Raw genomic sequence first — 19,900 nt, forward strand, 5'->3', positions numbered from 1 at the left:
AACGGGAGTTATAGCAAATGTCAGACGTTCAAACAGCAACGCCAGAAAATGAAGTTTCAAATGATAATTTATCAAGTGACGTTGATACACCAACTCAGCCAGAGTCTACGCCAGTGGCGGAAAATACCGAATTTGATGCGCTTGTTGATGAAGCATTAAAAACCAATGAAGATCGCAAAGAAGAAGCTAAACAAGAAAAGCTGATTAATGCGCCGCTTTCTATGAACCAAGAGCAGGCCGGACAGTTAGCCATTACAGCTGTCACAATGGTCGAAGAGTTAGCCAAACAGTTATCCGGTAAACCTGTCGAAATTCCAGAAGTAGCAAAGATGGCGTTTTCTACCATGTTAACGCCTGCAATTATGAAACACGGCGCGACTATTCAAAAATTAATGTCTGCACCGACTGCGGTCGATTTAGATAGCAATATCCCTGAATACTTAGCAGGTGGTGCGGTATTAGGTACGGGCTATTTAATCTATTCTCAAGTCAAACCAGAAAAAGGTAAGCCGCGTGTAAAAGTGAAGCCGGGTCAAGAAACGGATAACCAAGCACAAGCGGTGGCCTAATGGCTATTCATCCTCAAAACTATCACGAGCCAATGCATTCAGCCTTTGCCTGTGCTACGGGTAACGGCAAAGGCATCGCGGTTACTTCCCTTGGTTGGGTTGAAGCAAATAAGCCTTTAGTGATTTTCGACCCCTACGGCGAATATAAAACCAAGTTTGGTAAACGTAATTGCAACCAGTACAAGAGCAAGCGTGGCTTTTTAAAAGCGTTTCGCAATGCTTGGCAAAACTACCAAGTAACAAAACAACCGTTTGTGATCAGCTATCACCCTGCAAAGGCCAGTAATTTAAAAGATCGCATTGAAGAGCGTGAATGGTTTTCAAAGATGATTTGGACGGCTTCAGATGGACGCTATGTGCTGTATTGCTTGTTTGAGGAATACGGGGCTTGCTCCGATTCTGTCAGTAAAGATGATGGCTATACAGGCATGATATATACAGGTGGTCGAAAGTTTGGATTAAGAGCAGGCGCAATTTTTCAACGTTCCGCAGAAGTACCCAAAACCATTTGGGGTAACGCTCGCTATAAATTCATCGGGGCGCAAGAGTTCACCGCTGATGCTAAGAGAATTGTTGATCAGCTAGGTTGCACTGCAAAGGAAGTAGCCGAGCTTGGCATACTTAACGAAAAGTTCGCCATGTATGCGCCAGATATTGACGCGAGGGTTAAAACTAAAACACATTATCTGTGTGCTGTAGGTATGGGGCATTTTACCAAGCAAGCCGCTATGGTAGAGCCAGCACGAAAGTTAACAAAGAACTGGAGTAATGAACAAAAGCAACTCAATAAAAGCAGTGATTTTTTAACAATAAACCCTTGAGTTTTATTTTCATCTTAGCCAAGCGTGGCGCAGATTTGCGCCACATTACTTAATCAAATCAGCAATGATTGAATATCAAGTCAACATCAAATAGCGCTTGATTTAATTTCAAATCAATTGCTAAAAATTAAATCGCATTGCAAACGCAATTGAATTTTACTTAAAACTTTTTAATTAACTTAACTGTCGTGAGGACAACAAATGTTAAAACAAATCAATATGCCTACGCTTATTGCAGCGGGCATTCTTACTTGTGTGATTGTATACGCTTCAAACAACGTCGATGTTGTTGAAGACGCAATCGGCTAGAGGAGTATTTAAACGATGAATACTTCTTTAAAAACATCTTATCGCCCTATGTCGCGAGACTTGTCACCGTTTAACAAAATCGGTAGCAACTTAAAAGGCTCGGTCAAACTTGATGTAGGCATGACTTATCACCAAATCCAATTAATCGGCAACATTACTGATCCGACTTTGATCGAACAAGTTGAGCTGAAGCTAAACGGTGAAGTGATTAAAACTTACACGGGTGAACAGCTTGTCATGCTTGAGAAATACAAAAAGCAGCCAGCACAAGCAGGCCGTTATATTTTCCCATTAGCCAATATCGACGCGCGTAATGTGGGCGGTATCATGACCGGTGCTTTAGTGACATACGCAACGGATGAACTTATTTTATATGTTAAGTTTGCTGATTTATCGTCAGTATCAACGCCAGAGTTACGCGCTCGCGCTTTCTGGTTGCCGAATCAATTCCCACGTAAGTTTATCCCTCGCTCATATGAAACAACTTTGCATTTACCAAAGTCGGGCAAAAACTCAAAAGACTGGGAGCGTGACGCGCGTAAATCAATCCAACGTTTACACATGTTACCGGACAAAGGCGCAATCGAGCGTTTAGAGATTCACCGTGATAATAAAATCGAATTCGAAGCGGATAAAACTGACATTGATTACGATTTAACGTCAATTGGTGGTCAACACGCGCAAAAAGCACCACAAACAGATTATTTACACTTCGACACTGGTGCATCTGGTTTTGTTGAAAAAGGCCTTTTCCCAACGGCTGCTAAATCTCATTTGCGTTTTAGTTTATTTGCAACTGAAGCAGATACAACGGTTACGGTTTTAGTTGAAGAACTAGAAGTCGTTTCTTAGGGGGTGCTATGTCGTTTTGGGATGATGTAAGCGGGGCGATTGGTCAAATTGAACTAGATGACGTTGTAGGCATCTTTCAAGCTCAAGACCAAGTAACCGATCAGGCCACGCAAGTTGCAGCGCAAACACAAGCACAGGCTGAAGCAACCGCACAGCCTGAGCATGGTCAAACGTATTCCGGTCAACCTGTATTAGCAACCCCAGCACCGCAGCCACCTAAACAGTGGTATCAAAATCCGGCTAATGTCGGTCTAGCGGTGCTGGGTACGGGCATTCTCGGCTTCTTATTGTATAAGGCGGTCAACTAATGCCGCTGTTGTTAGCCTTTGGTGCTGGCTTTATTGTCAGCACTTCATTAAGCAAACCCGTTAAATATCTCGCCATTGCGGGTGCGGGTTATGTCGTGTATCAGAAATACGCAAAGGGGACATTAAGTGTCTAATCAAATTTTTAAAACAACCAAACATAAACGATTGCTGGCTAAAAAAGCCCGTAAAGCACAACGCCGAAATGCAAAGCGCTTAGCAGCTGGTAAGCAAGTAAAACGTTATCTGGTTAAGGTAGGTTAACCATGTTTGATCCAGCAAACGGTTTTGGCATTGATACGGGCGGCGGCGCGTTTCAGGGTTCAAGCGGTGCTGAGAGTGGTGACGCAACAACAGGCGCAAGCACCAACGGTGACTTTATCGTTAATCATGGTAAAGCGAACTATTTGGAGTTAGGCGCGGCTTGTGTCGTGGGTATCGTGATCGGTGTTTTTATCGCTAAGGTGGTATAGCCATGGGTTTAAATTTATTTGGTAGTGACTCAAAAACATCGAGCTCAGATGCGAGCGACCGCTCGCAATCTAGCGCAGGTCAGGATATTTATGACATCGGCAATGTATCCGGTAAAAAAAATACGCAAAACGTTAATTTATCGCGTTCTTGGCAAGAGAATGACAACAGCGTCAGCAATTCCAACAACACTGATAACTCTATTCGTAACGAGTACGACTATTCACAAGAGTTAGACCAAGACATTGATAACTCGGTTGAATGGTCCATTGAACAAGATATTGATAACTCACAAGAATTTGACCTTGAACAAGAGATTGATAATTCTCAAGAGTATGAGTTTGAAGAATCATTCAATACTACGACTAATGTTGATAGCTCAACGCATTTAAACGGTGAAATGGCGGGTAACTCCGGCACGATAAATATTACCGATGGTGGCGCATTTAAAGTAGTTGAAGATACCGTTAAAAGTGTCGAGTCCATTGTGAAGAATGTGTTAGGCCTGAGCAGTGACACCGTTAAATCGGCTGAAAGTATCGCTGATGAAGTGATCGCCAATTCCCAACATATTGTCGATGCAAACAACAGCTTATTAGTCGATTTAAGTACTCATCAATCGCAAACATTAGGCGATATTTTTACCAGTGCAATTGGTTCGAATGAATCATTATTGCAAACCAGCCTAGATAACAACATGAACATAACGGAAGTGTTAAACAGCACTTTGGCTCAAGCCAATGAAGAAACACAATCGTTTTACGCTGATGTTATGTCTAATCAAAGCAAAGCCGCAACCGAACAACTCCAAACTACACAAGCGCTAGCTGAATCAGTCGCTACAGGTGGTCAAACGGTTGTAGCCGAATCAACAGCAAAGATAATTAAATATATCTCTGTTGCGGGTGGTTTAGTGGCTCTGGTTATTTTAATTAAGCGAGCAAAATCATGATCACAATTAATTTAAGTGTGAATGAAAAACTGGCCGCAGATGCCACAGAACAATACTTAGTTATTCGTTCTGTGGGTTCACAGGTCTATTTAGTCACAAAAGGTAATACTGATGTATTGCTTAAATCACTCGATACTATCCGTTTAGACGATATTAACGAGATTGAATTTCATAATAAGTCGGGTGCTGAGCAAAACTTAATTTATCAGCTTTCACCATTTCCAATTACGATCAGTAGCAACAGCACTACCGCACATATGCAAGGCGGTACGATTGATAACATTAACAATCCGGTTTTAATTGGTAATTTCCCTGCACCAGTAGCTAACCAGCAAGTAACAGTTAGTAACTTGCCAGCCAATCAGGTTGTAACGGTTGATAATTTCCCAGCCAATCAGGGCGTTGATATTAACAACTTTCCAGCTAAACAAGTTGTAACTGTTGATAACCACCCACAGGTATCACCAACAGGTTCAGCGGTGATTGCTGATAAGCCCGTTACTAATTCAAGCACGCTAATGATTGCAAGTCGCAACCGATTGAAGCGCAAAATCTATATGCAATTTATGGCAGATGACCGCGCAATGGTGCGAGTGGCCATCAGTGTTCCAGCCACAACAACCAAGGGCGTGATTGTGCATTGTGATGCGAATAACGCGGGTACATTTGAATTTGAAACAACACAATCCGTTAATGCAATTGTGGTGTCTGGTAGCAATGTTCGTGCGTCAATTACAGAGGTATTTGTGTAATGACTATTTCAAGTCCTCAATATATTCCTGCTAACGGTTTAACGACTGCCGATTTAGACCAGCAAACAAATAGCATTCAATCGCAAACAGGCTCTACAGTTAATGCCGCCAGAGACAATGTAAAGAATGAGGTAAAGCGCACTAGTGCGGGTTCTCTTTATGCTTTGCTTAATTCTGCAATTGCAAACGGTAAAACAAATAAGCAGCTGTACGATTATTTGACGAATGTCAGAGATACGCTAGAAGGGACGAGTAACCGCGATTTAACGGACGTTTACAACTTGGTTAACGGTAAGCTTTCGACGGTTGTTAATAGAGTAGCAACGGGCTTTGTTTCTACATCAGCGACTGGACTTGCGAATAACAGCGAAGACAATAAGTATTTTGACGTGACTATACCTGCTGTAAATGTTGGTAAATCCCTAGCTTTTTTTGATGGCTTTATGTCAAACGGTGTGTCTAGGACGGTTTCAGAGCATTACAACACAACTGTTAGGTTGATAAATTCAACTACCGTGAGAATGTCTTGCCGGTGGTCAGATGGCGCGACAATTGTTGGGCGTTGGAAAGTAATCGAGTTTAAGTAATGAAATATTATGCACAAATAAAAAATGGCGTTGTTGTAGGCGTATATTCTGCAAGCAATGAAGTAGTTAGCGATGATGTGATTGAAATCGCAAATGATGACCTTTCTTTAATTGGTCAGCTTTATGACTCTGAAAATGGTTTTTTTACAACAGTAGACCGCGAAAAAGCATCAATGCTTGAAGTAATCAAGCAACAAGCTAAACAGCGCATAGAATCACTTGCTTGGAAGGTTGAGCGCGCTAACGAGCGCATTGCTTTAAATATAGCGGGCGCTAATGCTGAGCTTTTAGCGGTTTACGCTGAGCGTGAAGCCATTCGACAAGCATCCAACAAAGCCGAGAGCGATTTAAATAAAAAGCGCTCAGTAAATACAGTACGTGCGTTTACATGGTAAGCGCATGATTAAATTTTTTGTAATAACGGGAGTTATAGCAGTGACAACAATCACACTTTATAAAATGATGCCACGCGCATTACGTAACAATAACCCTCTGAATATTCGCTATTCAGAGCAAAACGCATGGCGCGGTGAAATACCACTTGCACAGAATAAACAAGCAGATAACGAGTTTGAAACGTTTTCAAACCCTGTTTATGGTTATCGGGCCGCTGCTATTTTACTTCGCAACTATAAATCAAAATACGGGCTAGATACTCTGGAAGATATCATAGCTCGTTTTGCGCCCCCGTCTGAAAACGACACAGGCGCATATATAGCCAGCGTGGCCAGCCAACTACGTTACGAACCTGATGATTATTTAACATTAGATGATGAACAGATGGTTAGCTTGCTTCTAGCCATGCACAAACACGAAGCAGGGCGCGTCTATTTCGGTGAAGAACTGGCGCAAATGGCTGTAAAAATGATTAACCGCGAACAGGTGGCCTAATGTATTACTTAATTCAGTTGCTAATTTCTGTTGTGTCAGCCGTAGCCGCACACTTTATTTTAAGTTCGATGAAGTAGGGGGCTGATATGTCATTTTTTAAAAAGTGGAAAAGCTGGCGAGGTGTTGTTGCTGCTGTGGCTATCGCGACAGGCTCAGCACCATTAATGAGTGCTATCACAATCGTTGATACTGCTAGTGAAGTAGTCGAGCAAGTTAACAAAGATGAAGCTAGCTAATATCAATATCCAAGCGCCTGATAAGCGTTATCAGGTGCTTTTGCAGTTGGCAGCGCCTTTAATGGTTTTAGGTATATTCTTTTATTACAAAAGCAGTATAAAAAAAGCTGTTAACCAAGTCGCTACACCCATTGCTGATTTATATGTTGATATGACGCATGAACCAGTCATAGCAAATTTCGACGGTTTTTTTCTTGAATCTTCTGATCTGGAAATGGGTTATCGCGTGAAACAAATGTTTATCGATTTAAACATTCAATCAAACATCAATAACAAAGCCATTTTTAAACAATTACTTGACCCAAGGCGCAATATTAAGCCGCGCTATAGGCATTTAATTGATAGTGGCAAAATTATAAATTTAGAGGCATTACAATGATAGATTTTCAAATGCTGCTTGATGCTGGTCTAAACGTACATACCGCAGCCTTTGTATGGTTCGCAATCAGTTACGAAAAACGACTGGCAAAAATAGAGACCGCAATGCTGGCATTAATACCCAAGAAACGTAATTAATGTGACTCGCCTGGTTATTAATGTTGTGACGTGTTCAGGGAACAAAAGTGTGGCCTCCGATACTAAAAGCCCCTTAATAGGGGTTTTTTAATATCTAATTCAATAGCATAATACCTTAGCACAGCTCCACATTTTTTAATGAAAGTCATTATCAAACCACAAAGTTAATCGAAGGACCCCATGAAAAACGAGCAAGTTAAATTAATAGTTGAGTCAATTCTTAACGAAACAATTTTAGATGATTGGTACTTTTACGCATTGATATTTTCTGTCAGTTTAGTTGGCGCTGTTTTTGGTAGCTTCATCAAAAGTTTCGGTGCTGAAAAAGGAAAATATAAAGCCATTGAGTCCAGTCTCGATGTTATCATTGATCAAGTGTCTAGGACGACTGAGACTACAGAAGAAATTAAAAATGACTTTGAATTGAATTACTGGAAAAAAAAAGAAAGAGCAACGCTAAAACGGGAAAAACTGGAAGAATATTATTTATTGGTCTTGGTATCACAAGAAAGTATTCATTGTGAAGTATTGAATACATTCCATGGAGAAGCTAATGATTACGATCAACTAGCTTATGACAAGGCTGATATGTTGCAAGCTTTATACTTACCAGAACTTGAAACTGAGCACAGATATTATAAGCGCGCGATGCATGAATATAAAAAATGGTTTGCTGGCGCAATGAATTCGCGAGTCGAAAGAATCAGGAACGGTGAAAATACCAAATCTCCCACCCAAGAATATATTGATAAATATGCCGATGCACGACGTGGGTTTAATCCAGCCCTGCTGGCCATAAAAGAAAAAGCACGGCGACTGGCTACCGAACTAAACACGCAATAAAGTGTTTAATCAGGGCAGATATAGCTTAAAAAGATGCGATAAAGATAATTAATTCAAATAATGGATTACAAAGGCCGTTCTAAACGGCCTTTTTATTAGGTTTGCTATCACCAGTTGCGATTTCATAAAGCCTTGCGCTTATTGATTGCAATTCACTTCTTATCTTAATGCTTTTGTGATGGTCGCTAAGCTCTAGGGCTTTCTTTAATCGGTTTATTTCACCATTGCCACGCCAAACTTGCTGATACGTATTTCTCATGTTTAGCAGGTGAGATGGTTCAAAATACTCATTTACGTTAAAAGGCGAGCAAAGGTATAAACCTTTATTAATGCTCCAGTCAGCCCAATCACCATGAAGAATCTTGTTGTTTGCTTTAAGTTCCAGAAGACGTATAGCACTTGGATGTGGTTTATTGCTGCCATCTATCCAGCGCTCAAGAACTCGAATAGATACCCCCAAATATGTCGCACAATCGCGCTTCAGGTGAGGCGGAAAACCCGCAGAGAAAAGTAGTTTTTTGAAATCCGTGTATGTTTCCATGCTCATAAAGATACTGCCTGAGCTGTTATTTTTTATAATTGTTTTAGCTACTTTATTACAGGGGGTAATTAAAAACAATTCTTTTACAAATCAATAACTTATTATTAAGGAATCTTAATAATGGGTAAAACAAAGCTTAGTTTGAGCTGAGCAAACAAAAACGATAAAAACACAAGTTTTCCAGTTGTAGCGATAGGCTAACAATATAAAACGCTATTTAACATAATATACATTATAGGTAGTTATATTATACAAACGATTTGGGAATTAAATGGTACACTTAGCCTAACTTATTCATTTAAGAAGAATTATGACTGCTACACAGCCACTACAAGCGCATCAAGTTTCCATTTGTTCAACTATTGCTAAACTCAGCGTCAATCTAGATGCCACTGATAATGTTAATTTACTCTTTCCCAAACTAAATCAGTTCAATCAATTTGTTACCGAACAAGAACAAAATTGCTTTTTACTCGCCAGCACTTACAACCCAACGAGTATCCTCGATCACGGCGTCAATTTTAGTTCAGGCACGGTCAATTCCTTTTTTGGCCATTTTGATTTAGATGGCAATAAACACTTAGTTTTCTCAGATACTGAATTACTTTCTGAACAAAGGCCCATTTATATTCCTGTGAGCTTGCTACTGCAAGAATATGACTTAGCAGAGCTAATTGTTAAAACACTGAACGCTAAGCACTTTAATTCTCGTTGGTTACTCAATTCAAATAGCCCTGCAAATATGGTCGGGGCTCGTCATAAGCTTATTCCAAGTAATATCAACGTCATCTTATATGGTTCAACTTATGAGCTAATACACTTCAGTGGACAATGGCCCACTATAGATTTAGCCACGCATTCTGTCATACATGAAGCGGATTTGGTTTTTAAACCAACAGCAGAAAACCTTAGTGCACTTTGCACCCTTATCAATAATCTATTTAAGTATATACCTAATAAAGCTCAGTTAAATGCACTTGTTTGGGCACTGTCCAGATTAGCTGAAGACCAGCATTGGTTAATCATTGATATCGATTATTTAACGCGTTTGCATCAGTTATTAAATAAAGATTATGTTAAATCAGATGTTGAACATGCGGTCAAAACACTAACAGGCTATTATTCACATGCTAAGCAATTTAATTATGATCAAATTCAGCGAGGTATTGTCAATGTTGAATTCAGCGGTGAAAAAATCGGGCAAATCAACGGATTAACCGTGGTAGAAACCGATCATGCTGAATTTGGTGAGCCCTCTCGTATTACCGCCAATGTGTTTTTAGGTGATGGGGATATAGGCGATATTGAACGTAAGTCAGATTTAGGTGGCAACATTCATGCTAAAGCCATGATGATTTTGTCTAGCTTTGTATCTAGAACCTTTGCACATAACGCGCCTATGCCTGTCTCTTCAAATATTGTATTTGAACAGTCTTATCATGAAGTAGATGGAGACAGCGCATCAATTGCAGAGTTATACGCCCTGCTCTCTGCTTTAGCTGAAGTCCCTATCAAGCAAAATGTGGCTATAACAGGTGCTATGGATCAGCTGGGCTCTGTGCAAGCTGTAGGCGGTGTTGATTTAAAAATTGAGGCATTCTACGAACTGTCAAAACTAGTCTCACCAGACAGTACACCAACCGTTATCATCCCTAAAACGAATGTACCTCATTTAAACCTCAATTCAGATGTGGTTAAAGCCATAGATGATGGACAGCTAATAATTGTCCCCATCAGTCATGTAGATCAAGCCGCTAAATTACTGACAGGCCTTGTAGCTGAGAGTGAAGATGGTAATTCGCTATTTGAGAAAGTCAGACTATCTTTAGATAAATTTGAAGAAGACACAGAGTCTCACCCGACATTTAAACAAAAATTGGCAAGGTTCTTAAAACTTTATTCAAATTAAACACTTTAGCTTGTACATGTATGTCGAGTCGGCTACAGTATGCGCCATTTTTTAAAAGGTATATTTTTTCTATGATGAACCAAAATAGCTTCACTCGTGAAGAATTACTTGCTTGTAGTCAAGGTGAATTATTTGGTCCGGGTAATTCTCAATTACCAGCACCAAACATGTTAATGATGGATCGTATCACTCATATTGCGGGTGAAGGCGGTGATTTTGATAAAGGTTTAATTCAAGCTGAATTAGATATCACACCTGACCTTTGGTTCTTTGATTGTCACTTCCCGGGTGACCCAGTAATGCCTGGTTGCCTTGGCTTAGATGCAATGTGGCAATTAGTTGGTTTCTTCCTTGGCTGGAGCGGTGGTCCAGGTAAAGGTCGCGCATTAGGTGTGGGTGAAGTTAAATTCACTGGCCAAATCTTACCAACAGCTAAAAAAGTAACTTACACAATTAATATGAAACGTGTCATCAAGCGCAGCTTATTCATGGGTATCGCAGATGGCCAAGTGGCTGTAGATGGTAAAGTTATTTACGAAGCAAAAGACTTAAAAGTTGGTTTATTCAAAGATACGTCTAGCTTCTAAAACCTAGTATTGTTTATCCAATAAAAAAGCCCTGCAATTGCAGGGCTTTTTTTTACCTTAAATTGACGAGACCGTCGCTTCTATCCCCAACCGCTTCGCGCCAACCGCCAAGCCATTGAGATCTTGAATCTGAACTTTGATAAGGGCATGCATCTTTTGCTTTGCCAATTAAACCTGCTTGATAACCACGAGAATGAGCTCTTTCTAATCGATCTCTCTTTTGTCTTTTCATAAATAGACTACCTCTATGTGTTATTTTTATTGAATATGATCGTTTTAGTCATTAAAACGAACAAGGCTCCTAACAAATTTAGGTCTGATGAACTTGGGTTTCAAGTGTTAATTTGAAAACTGACTGTCATTTTTCATTAATATACTGATCTTTATAAATATTAAATTTAGATCTATTTGTGTAAAAAACAGACATAAAAAAAGCGGCTCTAAGCCGCTTTTTATTTCACCATTGATTTGCTTATCGTCTAAATACACGAATCAACGGTAATGCAACAAGTAGGTACCAAGGCATAGAAGAACCTTTACGCTTAATTTGGTTTTCTTCTTGGAAGCAATTTTCAGGTGTGCCGCCTGCAATTGGCGTTAATTTAACGACATAAGTATTAGATACTTTGACTGATTCGCCATCTTCACCATAAACTACTTCGCCGACTGCGTTGCGGTAATCTCCAATACGGGTAGCTGTTGCTAGTATAACGCCTTGATCATTGATGCTTTCAGCACTTGCGATCGTATATTCACTATCACAACTGATTAAATCATTAAGATTCGAAAATTCATCAGTATCGATGTCATAAACAAAACCATGACGAATAATAGAGCCGTCTAATTCAGGCACGGTAGTTGAGCCTACCACTTGGTTTTCGTTATTGATGCTCTTTGCAGAAGTATCAGAGTTTGCAAACACATCTGGGATTTGAGTAACGTTAGTTTCAGAGCCATTAATGTTGTAATAAAACGCTTTATCTAAATCACCAACCGCATAGCTAATGTTGACATTACCGACAACATAACCTGCGTTGTTGATATCATTAGCTGTGCTGTATTGGATACCACGGTCTTTGTTGGCAATGATATCAACACGCCCATCGATATAAATAGCAGCATATCGGCGATAGTCATAAAAATCTTCATTTACGTCATCATAGCTTTGACCTACAGCAACACCGTTGTCATTAACTGCAAGTGCTTTACTGTATAAATATGATGTTCTGTCAAAGTCTTCATCAACAGGTGTATAAGCAATCCCTAAATTTCTTGCTTCTACAATATTACCTGACTCATCTAGTTTCCAAAGATAAGCATGATGTTCTTGGGTGCTGGTTTTATAAACGGTTTCACTGTTTGAAATACTTGAGTTATAACCTGTATTCCAGCCTTTTTCTCTAAACTGCCAACGACAGATTTGCTCAGGTTGTACACCTTCAGCATCTCTATCACTACAGGCATTTAATCTGTCATCAATGCGGCCGTCGTTTGCATAAGTTAAATCAACTGATACATAACCGACAACGTAACCAGAATTAGAAATATCAGTCGCGATACTGCGCCCATTTCTAAATTCAGTAAAGCTTGGCTCTAAAAAAGTGGTATTACCATTAATTTTAACGTAACCACGTTCAATATAATCTTGAAGATAGTAGGTAAACGTAACACCTTCATCATCTGTGTATTCAAATGGCGTGTAAGGTGATTCTGTAGCACCGACAATCCAACCTAGATCGTTAATGGCATACATGGTCTCATTGTGAGAGAAGTTATACTTACCTGTATTTTCATTAACGACATCTGTGATAGGCGAGTGAGCAAGCACCGTTCCTTCACCAACAGCAGCCCAACGATCACCAATCATGTGGTAACGGCCATCTAACTGCCTGTGTTGATCAGTGTAACTTGTCGTTGTACTCGTGAATAAGTAGTATAAAACCGCCGTTAAACTCTCACTATTGAAGATGCCGTTTTTAACATCTTCTAAGTAGTCATAACTATCGTTAACCAATAAATTGATTAACTCTTCATCTTCAAAATCTAGCTTAGATACATCGATTGGATGGTTATATAAAGTAGTAGCATTTACAGAGTGGTGACTACTAAAGCCTGTGGCTTGCTCACGTATTAAACTGACCGAACGGTTAAAGTCGCTGCCTTTGATTGAAGCAACATACTGTCCGTTATTATTGATGTCTTCAGCGAAAGCATTTACAAAGCCTTCTGGTGTGGGTACTTCTTCAACTGTATAAACAGCCGCGTTTACACTAAATGCCAATAAGCTCAGTGGAAAGGTAATACGAGATAACGTTTTTAACATATTATTGTTTAGACTCATTCACGATTGCTTCTAATTCTTCCCAAAGCTCGAAGGCAACTTCTAATTCTGATTCAGCTTTTTCTAGTTCAGATAGGCTAGCTTGGGTTTTATCAACATCTTGATTAAAAAATTCAGGTGAATTGATTTCAGTCTGTAAAGTTTCAATCTTTGTTTCTAATTCTTCTATTTGTGCAGGTAATGCATCAAGCTGCCTTTGTTGTTTATAAGATAACTTAACAGCTTTCGTTTGTTTTTTTGATTTACCAGCATCAGCTAAGACAGCAGTTTGCGTATTTTGTTCCGAGTGTGCAAGTGATTTATCATTTTTAGCGGGCTCCTGACGATTTTCAATCAATTTTGATTTTGGTATCGATTCATAACCGCCAACATATTCTTCGATTGCACCATCACCAGCAAAGAAATAAGTCGAAGTCGCCGTATTATTAACAAATTCCCTGTCATGGCTAACTAATATCAGTGTACCTGGGTACTGACTGACAAGTTCTTCAAGTAACTCAAGTGTTTCAACATCTAAATCGTTTGTCGGTTCATCCAGCACTAAAAAGTTACTTTCTTTTAAGAATAACTTGGCCAGTAACAAGCGGTTCTTTTCACCACCTGATAGACTTTTTACCGGAGAACGGGCGCGTTTTGGCGAGAATAAAAAGTCTTGTAGATAACCAAGCACGTGCCTAGATTTACCATTAACGGTAATATCTTCTTTACCGTCGCCGACATTGTCTAAAACAGTCTTTTCTTCGTCGAGCTGCTCTCGATACTGATCAAAATAGGCAACTTGTAAGTTAGTACCAACGCGAATGTTACCATCTTGTGGCTTAATTTTTTCAAGGATCAGGTTAATAAGCGTTGATTTACCACAGCCATTAGGGCCAATTAACGCCACTTTATCGCCACGCATAATAAGACTTGAGAAGTCTTTAACAATCAGCTGATTTTCAAAACCGTAAGTAAGGTTGGTCAACTCAGCAACGAGTTTACCCGAACGTTTAACTTCCTCGAGATTGAAGCTCACTTTACCCTGCACTTCACGTCGTTGCTTACGCTCGTTACGCAATGCTTTTAGTGCTCGAACACGACCTTCATTACGGGTTCGACGCGCTTTAATGCCTTGTCTAATCCAAGCTTCTTCTTGCGCGAGTACTTTATCAAATTGCTTATTTTGTTCTTCTTCAATACGTAAGTTATCGGCTTTTTGCTCAAGATATGTATCATAACCTACTTCATAGTTGACTAATTTCCCGCGGTCTAAATCAACAATACGAGTGGCTACTTTCCTGATGAATGCTCTATCGTGACTGATAAATACAATCGCGCCAGTGTAATCAAGTAAGAAATCTTCCAACCATGCAATAGATTGATAGTCTAGATGGTTAGTCGGTTCATCTAATAATAATATGTCGGGTTTAGATACTAAGGCTCTTGCAAGTGCGACTTTACGTAGCCAACCGCCTGACAAATCGGTTAAACAAGCGTCTGAATTCAGTGATAACCGTGAAATAATTTGTTGGATTTGAGGCTCTAATGACCAGGCATCAAGTTGTTCTACTTTTTGCTGCAGCCTAGCCAGCTTATCCATATCACAATCTGGATTCACCATTTCTTGATGATAAGCGGCTAGTGCACTACCCGCCTCACCTAATCCTTGAGCTACATATTGATAGACGGTACCCGAAGCAGCTTTAGGTGGATCTTGCTCTAGTCGCTTAATTTCAGTATTTGAGCGAATATTGATATCGCCATCATCTAATTTGATTTGGGCATCGATGACTTTTAACAGTGTTGATTTACCGGCACCATTTCGGCCCACGATACAAACCCGTTCACCTTGGTTGATATGAAAATCTGCATTATCCAGTAATGCATGGTCACCAAATGCTAATTGTGCTTTTGTAATGCGATATAAGTTCATTGATTTTTATTTATAAATTCTATTAATGCTTGTTCATCAAAAGGCCAATCTAAACAGGCCCCAGACTCAATATGTTCAACAACAGGAATACGAATACCAAATTGATCGACCAGCGCCTCAGATTCGGCAATATCAACATGCTGGTAGAGCGCTTGCTTACCAATTAATGAAAACACCGATTCAGCCAGTTCGCATAAGTGACAACCATCAGTGTGATAGAGGTTAAAGGCTTTTGTATTCATTAACTATCTGCCTTTAAAATCCAACACTGTCTGATTTTAGGGTTGCGGGCAAAGTCAAACGGTAAAGTTTGCTTTGAGACGTCCTCTATAGTCAACCCAAGCTCATTAATCGACGCTTCGTCTAGCTTGAAACTTCTCAAATTGTTCGAAAAAATGATGGTACCGCCGTCATTTAATCGCTGCTTAGCATCGGTTAACAACTCAATATGGTCACGCTGAACATCAAAAACATCTGACATTTTTTTAGAGTTTGAAAAACTAGGAGGGTCGATAAAAATCAGATCAAACTGTCTGCGTTGCATCTTCATCCAATTGACACAATCGCCACGTTCAAATTTATGATTGCGGTTTTTAATGCCATTGGCTTCAAAGTTCTGCTCACCCCAATTTAAATAGGTTTTCGATAAATCAACTGAACAAACTTGTTTAGCCCCGCCAATTGCAGCATGTACAGATACTGCACAGGTATAACTGAATAAATTAAGTACTGATAAGTCTTTTGCTTTTTCTCTGACAAGTTGACGAATATCTCTGTGATCTAAGAACAAACCAGTATCAAGATAATCATCTAAATTGACTAAAAATTTAGCTGGCCCTTCAAAAACTTCGATAAGCTTATTTTTTTTGCGTTCCGCTCGTTGATATTGTTCTTTACCTTTTTGCTTTCTACGTGTTTTTACATGCACATTAGCGCCAGGGATATTTAAAATACTCGGTGCGGTGATAAGCACTTCATTGAGCCTTTGTTCAGCTACATGCTCAGGTACAGACTTGGGTGCTGCATATTCTTGAATCACGCAGTGGTCAGCATATAAATCTATCGCAACATTATAGTTGGGTAAATCCGCGTCATAAACTCGATAAGCATTCGTATCGGCCTTTCTTGCTAAAGGGGCTAACTTCTTAATATTCTTTTTCAAACGATTTTGAAATTCTTCAGCAATGGTTTGACGGATTTCATCACCTTTAGATGCTTCAATTTGATACGTTGCTAAAACACAATCCAATGTCGCGTTTTTAACTTTGTATTTTTTATCTGCAGAAAGCTTGAGGAATTTAAGTAACTCTTGAGCAGAGGTGATGATAGTCAGATGCCAATCTGCAAATTCGCGCTTTAGTTTTTGGCCTAAATCCAAATAAAGATTAGCGACTTGACTTAATTCTTCTAAACGCTCACCGTAAGGTGGGTTAATGATGATATGCCCTGAAGCTTGACCTGCTTTTTTCCAAAAATTCTTGACTTTGTTTGAAAGTACATCGGCTTTTACAAATTGAATAGCATCGCGAACGTCAGCTTTAATGGCATTTGATTCTGCGGTGTCCAGCTCCTGACCATTGATATCCGATGCAAAAATATTAAGGGATACATCTTTATTGATCAGCGCATCTGCTTGGGCTTTTTCCTCTTCAAACACTGCACTTCTATGGCCCATCCATGCATCAAATCCCCAATGAAAACGCTTGTATTGAGCAGGAATGTTTTGTCCCATTAACGCAGCTTCAATGGCTAATGTGCCTGAGCCACAGAAAAAGTCACAAAGTGGTTTTGAAGTGTCGGCTAACCAACCAGAGCGACTAATAAGCGCAGCGGCAAGGTTCTCTTTTAATGGTGCACGTCCTGCATCTTCTCTATACCCTCTTTCGTGTAAACTGGCTCCAGAGAAATCTAAATAAATACTTACTTGCTTGCGATTGATACGCGCTTGAATACGGATATCAGCAAAACCTTTTTCCACGTTAGGACGTTTAAAACCCTCTTCTTCAAAAAAATCAACAACAGCATCTTTGATAACTTGTGCCGAAAACTGTGTGTTTCTCAACTCGCCATTGGTCCCTTGAACACTGACATTGAAAGCACTCTTAGGGTCAAATTGCATTGTCCAATCAATCGCAGAAGCAGTTTGGTACAGCGCCTCTTTATTTGATGCATCACCATGGTTCAATTCAAGAAGTACACGGTTTGCAAACCTTGAGCGATAGCAAACGCGATAACCGAGCGCCAAATCGTCTTCAAAAAGAACAGATGAGCCTGATAACTTAACGTTCTGGACGCCCAGTTCAACAAGTTCATCGTGAAGAAGATTTTCTAAGCCTTTAGAAGAAGTAACGAGGAATTTAGGCATGAAGTGCTCCATAAAAATTTGAGCGCGGATTATACCTAAAATCGCCTTTGCTGTCAGAACAAATTAAGGTGTTAACGCTAGGCGAAAACGCGTTAACACCTAAGGTTTTAGTTACTAGCCTTTGCTATCAACCCAGTTTTGAATGTTTTGCGCCAAAACGTTTAAAGGCACAGGTCCATTTTGTAGCACCACCTCATGGAATTGACGAATATCAAACTTATCACCTAATTGCTTACGCGCATCTTCTCGCAACTCTAAGATTTTAATCATACCGATTTTATAAGCGGTTGCTTGACCCGGCATCACGATATGTCGTTCAACCATTTTAACAGCGTCTGACTTGGCATTAGGCGTGTTATTTACATAATAATCAATCCCCTCTTCACGCGTCCATTTCATTGCGTGAATACCGGTATCAACAACTAAACGGCAAGCGCGCCAAAGCTCCATCGCTAAACGTCCAAAATCTGAATAAGGGTCTTCATACATACCAATCTCTTTAGGCATGTACTCAGTGTATAGTCCCCACCCTTCCGTGTAAGCTGTATAACGACCAAACTTTCTAAATTTAGGCATATTCTCTAGCTCTTGCTGCAATGCAATTTGCATATGATGCCCAGGTGCGCCTTCGTGATAAGCAAGTGCCTCCATTTGGTATATTGGCATGGCTTTCATATCGTATAAATTAGCGTAATAAATGCCTGGGCGTGAGCCATCTTCGGCAGGTCCACTGTAAAAGGCTTTACCAGCGGATTGTTCTCTAAAAGGCTCAACCGCTTTTACTACAAGTTCAGCTTTTGGCTTAGTGATAAAGAGCTCATCCAAACGCGCTACCATATTATCAATATAAGCCGTCGCTTCTTTCAGATAACGCGCTTTACCTTCAGCGGTATTTGGATAATAAAATTGCTCATCGGTGCACATAAATTGCATAAATGCTTTTAAATCACCTTCAAAACCGACCTTTTCTTTAATTGCACGCATTTCGTCATGAATACGTGCAACTTCAGCTAAACCTATCTCGTGAATTGCTTTTGCTGATAAATCCGTTGTGGTTATTCTAGCCAGTTTAGTTTTGTAAAAAGCGTCACCATCAGGTAGTTTCCAGACACCATCTTTGGTATCAGCAACTGCCTCTAGTTTTTTAAGATAGGCAACTAGATTACGGTAAGCCGGTGCAAATGAATTCACCATAGCCTGCTCAGCTTGTTCGACTAATACTTTTTTCTCATGACTTGAAACATCGAGTTTGCTCACTTTTTTCTTGAAGTCAGCAAATATCGTATTATCAGCACCGTTTGAAATCGGGGCACCTTTGATAATATTTTCGCCGTTGCGAATAACGTGAGCAAACACAAATTTAGGTGTCATCACACCTTTATCTGCATTAGCTTGTAATAATTGCTCAACTTGTCTGAAATAATTTGGTAAACCATTTAACCGCGCAATGTAAGCATGAGCATCGGCTACCGAATCTATCTTGTGCTGATTTAACAATAAGGTAGGAACACTGGTGTGTATTGCATACATTTGATTGACTGGGTAACCGTGGTGACGCCATTTGTCATCTTCAATAGTATTGGCAAGTTTTTGCTTTAATAAAATTAAGCTTGTTTGCGTCTGTGCATCTAACTTTGTTTCATCAATTGATTCTAATTTGACTAATTGCGCCTTTGTTAATGCAATGGTTTCATCTTTAAAGCTATCTGATAAATCATTCCATTTATCATTATCTTTTTTACGACCGAGTGCGGATAAATACTGTGGATATCGATTGACCGACTCTTCCCACATTGCATCAAATAATGCATTCGCTTTAGCTGATTCAGCTTGGATAACAGATTGAGAAATTGATTGATTAACTTGGTTATCGGGCTTATTAGTAAGGGTATTGCTGCACGCTGTGGCCAATAGCACAGCAGTTGCGATTGCGGTTACTCTCAACATTGATTCTATCCTCAGTTTAATAGCTTTTAATTCGATGGAGAAAATATAGAGGTTGAATAGGAAAAGACAGTAAGCAGACATATTATGTCTATACTGAAAACAGCTGGATTGTATAAATGCCGTTACATCCAGTAAGTGCCTCAGGCACTGTGGCCAATATCATTTGAAGTTTATTGCAACACGTCAAACCTGCT

Annotated in this window: 24 protein-coding genes; 17 read left to right on the forward strand and 7 right to left on the reverse strand. The window is 39.8% G+C overall.

Going from position 1 to position 19,900, the window contains the following annotated elements; all coding sequences use genetic code 11:
• The first annotated feature begins 17 nt into the window (after positions 1–17).
• The 15 genes from HR060_RS10725 (at position 18) to HR060_RS10785 (ending at position 8,104) form a co-directional block, all read left to right on the forward strand.
• Positions 18–569: a hypothetical protein gene (locus HR060_RS10725; protein ID WP_174200298.1), complete on the forward strand. Its 552-nt coding sequence runs from the start codon at positions 18–20 to the stop codon at positions 567–569.
• Positions 569–1,390: a hypothetical protein gene (locus HR060_RS10730; protein ID WP_174200299.1), complete on the forward strand. Its 822-nt coding sequence runs from the start codon at positions 569–571 to the stop codon at positions 1,388–1,390. The genes HR060_RS10725 and HR060_RS10730 overlap by 1 nt, the downstream gene beginning before the upstream one ends.
• Before the next feature lie 324 nt (positions 1,391–1,714).
• Positions 1,715–2,551 carry a major capsid protein P2 gene (locus tag HR060_RS10735; RefSeq protein WP_174200300.1) on the forward strand — a complete coding sequence of 279 codons (837 nt, stop codon included), beginning with the start codon at positions 1,715–1,717 and terminating at the stop codon, positions 2,549–2,551.
• 8 nt (positions 2,552–2,559) lie between these two features.
• Positions 2,560–2,859: a hypothetical protein gene (locus tag HR060_RS10740; RefSeq protein ID WP_174200301.1), complete on the forward strand. Its 300-nt coding sequence runs from the start codon at positions 2,560–2,562 to the stop codon at positions 2,857–2,859.
• Positions 2,859–2,993: a hypothetical protein gene (locus tag HR060_RS19655; protein WP_281362608.1), complete on the forward strand. Its 135-nt coding sequence runs from the start codon at positions 2,859–2,861 to the stop codon at positions 2,991–2,993. Before HR060_RS10740 ends, HR060_RS19655 begins: the two co-directional genes overlap by 1 nt.
• A complete protein-coding gene (locus HR060_RS19660; protein ID WP_281362609.1) occupies positions 2,986–3,120 on the forward strand; it encodes a hypothetical protein in 135 nt (44 codons plus the stop codon). The genes HR060_RS19655 and HR060_RS19660 overlap by 8 nt, the downstream gene beginning before the upstream one ends.
• A gap of 2 nt (positions 3,121–3,122) precedes the next feature.
• Positions 3,123–3,329 carry a hypothetical protein gene (locus HR060_RS10745; protein WP_174200302.1) on the forward strand — a complete coding sequence of 69 codons (207 nt, stop codon included), beginning with the start codon at positions 3,123–3,125 and terminating at the stop codon, positions 3,327–3,329.
• A 2-nt stretch (positions 3,330–3,331) separates the two neighbouring features.
• Positions 3,332–4,279 carry a hypothetical protein gene (locus tag HR060_RS10750; RefSeq protein ID WP_174200303.1) on the forward strand — a complete coding sequence of 316 codons (948 nt, stop codon included), beginning with the start codon at positions 3,332–3,334 and terminating at the stop codon, positions 4,277–4,279.
• Positions 4,276–5,031 carry a hypothetical protein gene (locus tag HR060_RS10755; RefSeq protein ID WP_174200304.1) on the forward strand — a complete coding sequence of 252 codons (756 nt, stop codon included), beginning with the start codon at positions 4,276–4,278 and terminating at the stop codon, positions 5,029–5,031. Before HR060_RS10750 ends, HR060_RS10755 begins: the two co-directional genes overlap by 4 nt.
• Complete coding sequence (locus HR060_RS10760) at positions 5,031–5,618, forward strand: hypothetical protein (protein ID WP_174200305.1); 588 nt, start codon at positions 5,031–5,033, stop codon at positions 5,616–5,618. The genes HR060_RS10755 and HR060_RS10760 overlap by 1 nt, the downstream gene beginning before the upstream one ends.
• Entirely contained in the window at positions 5,618–6,013 is a 396-nt protein-coding gene (locus HR060_RS10765) for a hypothetical protein (RefSeq protein WP_174200306.1), read from the forward strand. Before HR060_RS10760 ends, HR060_RS10765 begins: the two co-directional genes overlap by 1 nt.
• Positions 6,014–6,053: 40 nt before the next feature.
• Entirely contained in the window at positions 6,054–6,509 is a 456-nt protein-coding gene (locus HR060_RS10770; protein WP_174200307.1) for a structural protein P5, read from the forward strand.
• An 86-nt stretch (positions 6,510–6,595) separates the two neighbouring features.
• The gene (locus HR060_RS10775) at positions 6,596–6,745 is read left to right on the forward strand and encodes a hypothetical protein (protein WP_174200308.1); all 150 of its coding nucleotides are present in this window, start codon (positions 6,596–6,598) and stop codon (positions 6,743–6,745) included.
• Positions 6,732–7,124, forward strand: a complete 393-nt coding sequence (locus HR060_RS10780) for a hypothetical protein (protein WP_174200309.1) — start codon at positions 6,732–6,734, stop codon at positions 7,122–7,124. Before HR060_RS10775 ends, HR060_RS10780 begins: the two co-directional genes overlap by 14 nt.
• Before the next feature lie 317 nt (positions 7,125–7,441).
• A complete protein-coding gene (locus HR060_RS10785) occupies positions 7,442–8,104 on the forward strand; it encodes a hypothetical protein (RefSeq protein WP_174200310.1) in 663 nt (220 codons plus the stop codon).
• Between the two features lie 79 nt (positions 8,105–8,183).
• Here the strand turns inward: HR060_RS10785 and HR060_RS10790 are convergent, their stop codons facing one another.
• A complete protein-coding gene (locus tag HR060_RS10790) occupies positions 8,184–8,651 on the reverse strand; it encodes a hypothetical protein (RefSeq protein WP_174200311.1) in 468 nt (155 codons plus the stop codon).
• Between the two features lie 304 nt (positions 8,652–8,955).
• On the opposite strand from HR060_RS10790, the gene HR060_RS10795 reads away from it, so the two are divergent.
• Positions 8,956–10,554: a S16 family serine protease gene (locus tag HR060_RS10795; RefSeq protein ID WP_174200312.1), complete on the forward strand. Its 1,599-nt coding sequence runs from the start codon at positions 8,956–8,958 to the stop codon at positions 10,552–10,554.
• Between the two features lie 74 nt (positions 10,555–10,628).
• Positions 10,629–11,141, forward strand: coding sequence for a 3-hydroxyacyl-[acyl-carrier-protein] dehydratase FabA (gene fabA, locus HR060_RS10800; protein WP_174200362.1), 513 nt, complete (start codon positions 10,629–10,631; stop codon positions 11,139–11,141).
• 52 nt (positions 11,142–11,193) lie between these two features.
• Here the strand turns inward: fabA and rmf are convergent, their stop codons facing one another.
• The 6 genes from rmf to HR060_RS10830 all read right to left on the reverse strand — a co-directional run bounded on the left by rmf (position 11,194) and on the right by HR060_RS10830 (position 19,706).
• Positions 11,194–11,373: a ribosome modulation factor gene (gene rmf, locus HR060_RS10805; RefSeq protein WP_174200313.1), complete on the reverse strand. Its 180-nt coding sequence runs from the start codon at positions 11,371–11,373 to the stop codon at positions 11,194–11,196.
• Between the two features lie 240 nt (positions 11,374–11,613).
• A complete protein-coding gene (locus HR060_RS10810) occupies positions 11,614–13,482 on the reverse strand; it encodes a DUF3466 family protein (RefSeq protein WP_174200314.1) in 1,869 nt (622 codons plus the stop codon).
• Positions 13,466–15,394 (reverse strand): ATP-binding cassette ATPase Uup, encoded by a 1,929-nt coding sequence (gene uup, locus HR060_RS10815; protein WP_174200315.1) that lies wholly within the window; start codon positions 15,392–15,394, stop codon positions 13,466–13,468. The genes HR060_RS10810 and uup overlap by 17 nt, the downstream gene beginning before the upstream one ends.
• Positions 15,391–15,636, reverse strand: coding sequence for a glutaredoxin family protein (locus HR060_RS10820; RefSeq protein WP_174200316.1), 246 nt, complete (start codon positions 15,634–15,636; stop codon positions 15,391–15,393). The genes uup and HR060_RS10820 overlap by 4 nt, the downstream gene beginning before the upstream one ends.
• Positions 15,636–17,759 (reverse strand): bifunctional 23S rRNA (guanine(2069)-N(7))-methyltransferase RlmK/23S rRNA (guanine(2445)-N(2))-methyltransferase RlmL, encoded by a 2,124-nt coding sequence (gene rlmKL / locus HR060_RS10825; RefSeq protein WP_174200317.1) that lies wholly within the window; start codon positions 17,757–17,759, stop codon positions 15,636–15,638. The genes HR060_RS10820 and rlmKL overlap by 1 nt, the downstream gene beginning before the upstream one ends.
• A gap of 114 nt (positions 17,760–17,873) precedes the next feature.
• The gene (locus HR060_RS10830; protein WP_174200318.1) at positions 17,874–19,706 is read right to left on the reverse strand and encodes a DUF885 domain-containing protein; all 1,833 of its coding nucleotides are present in this window, start codon (positions 19,704–19,706) and stop codon (positions 17,874–17,876) included.
• Positions 19,707–19,900 lie beyond the last annotated feature (194 nt).

This window comes from Marinifaba aquimaris, assembly GCF_013328345.1.
In the GTDB taxonomy this organism is placed as follows: domain Bacteria; phylum Pseudomonadota; class Gammaproteobacteria; order Enterobacterales; family Alteromonadaceae; genus Marinifaba; species Marinifaba aquimaris.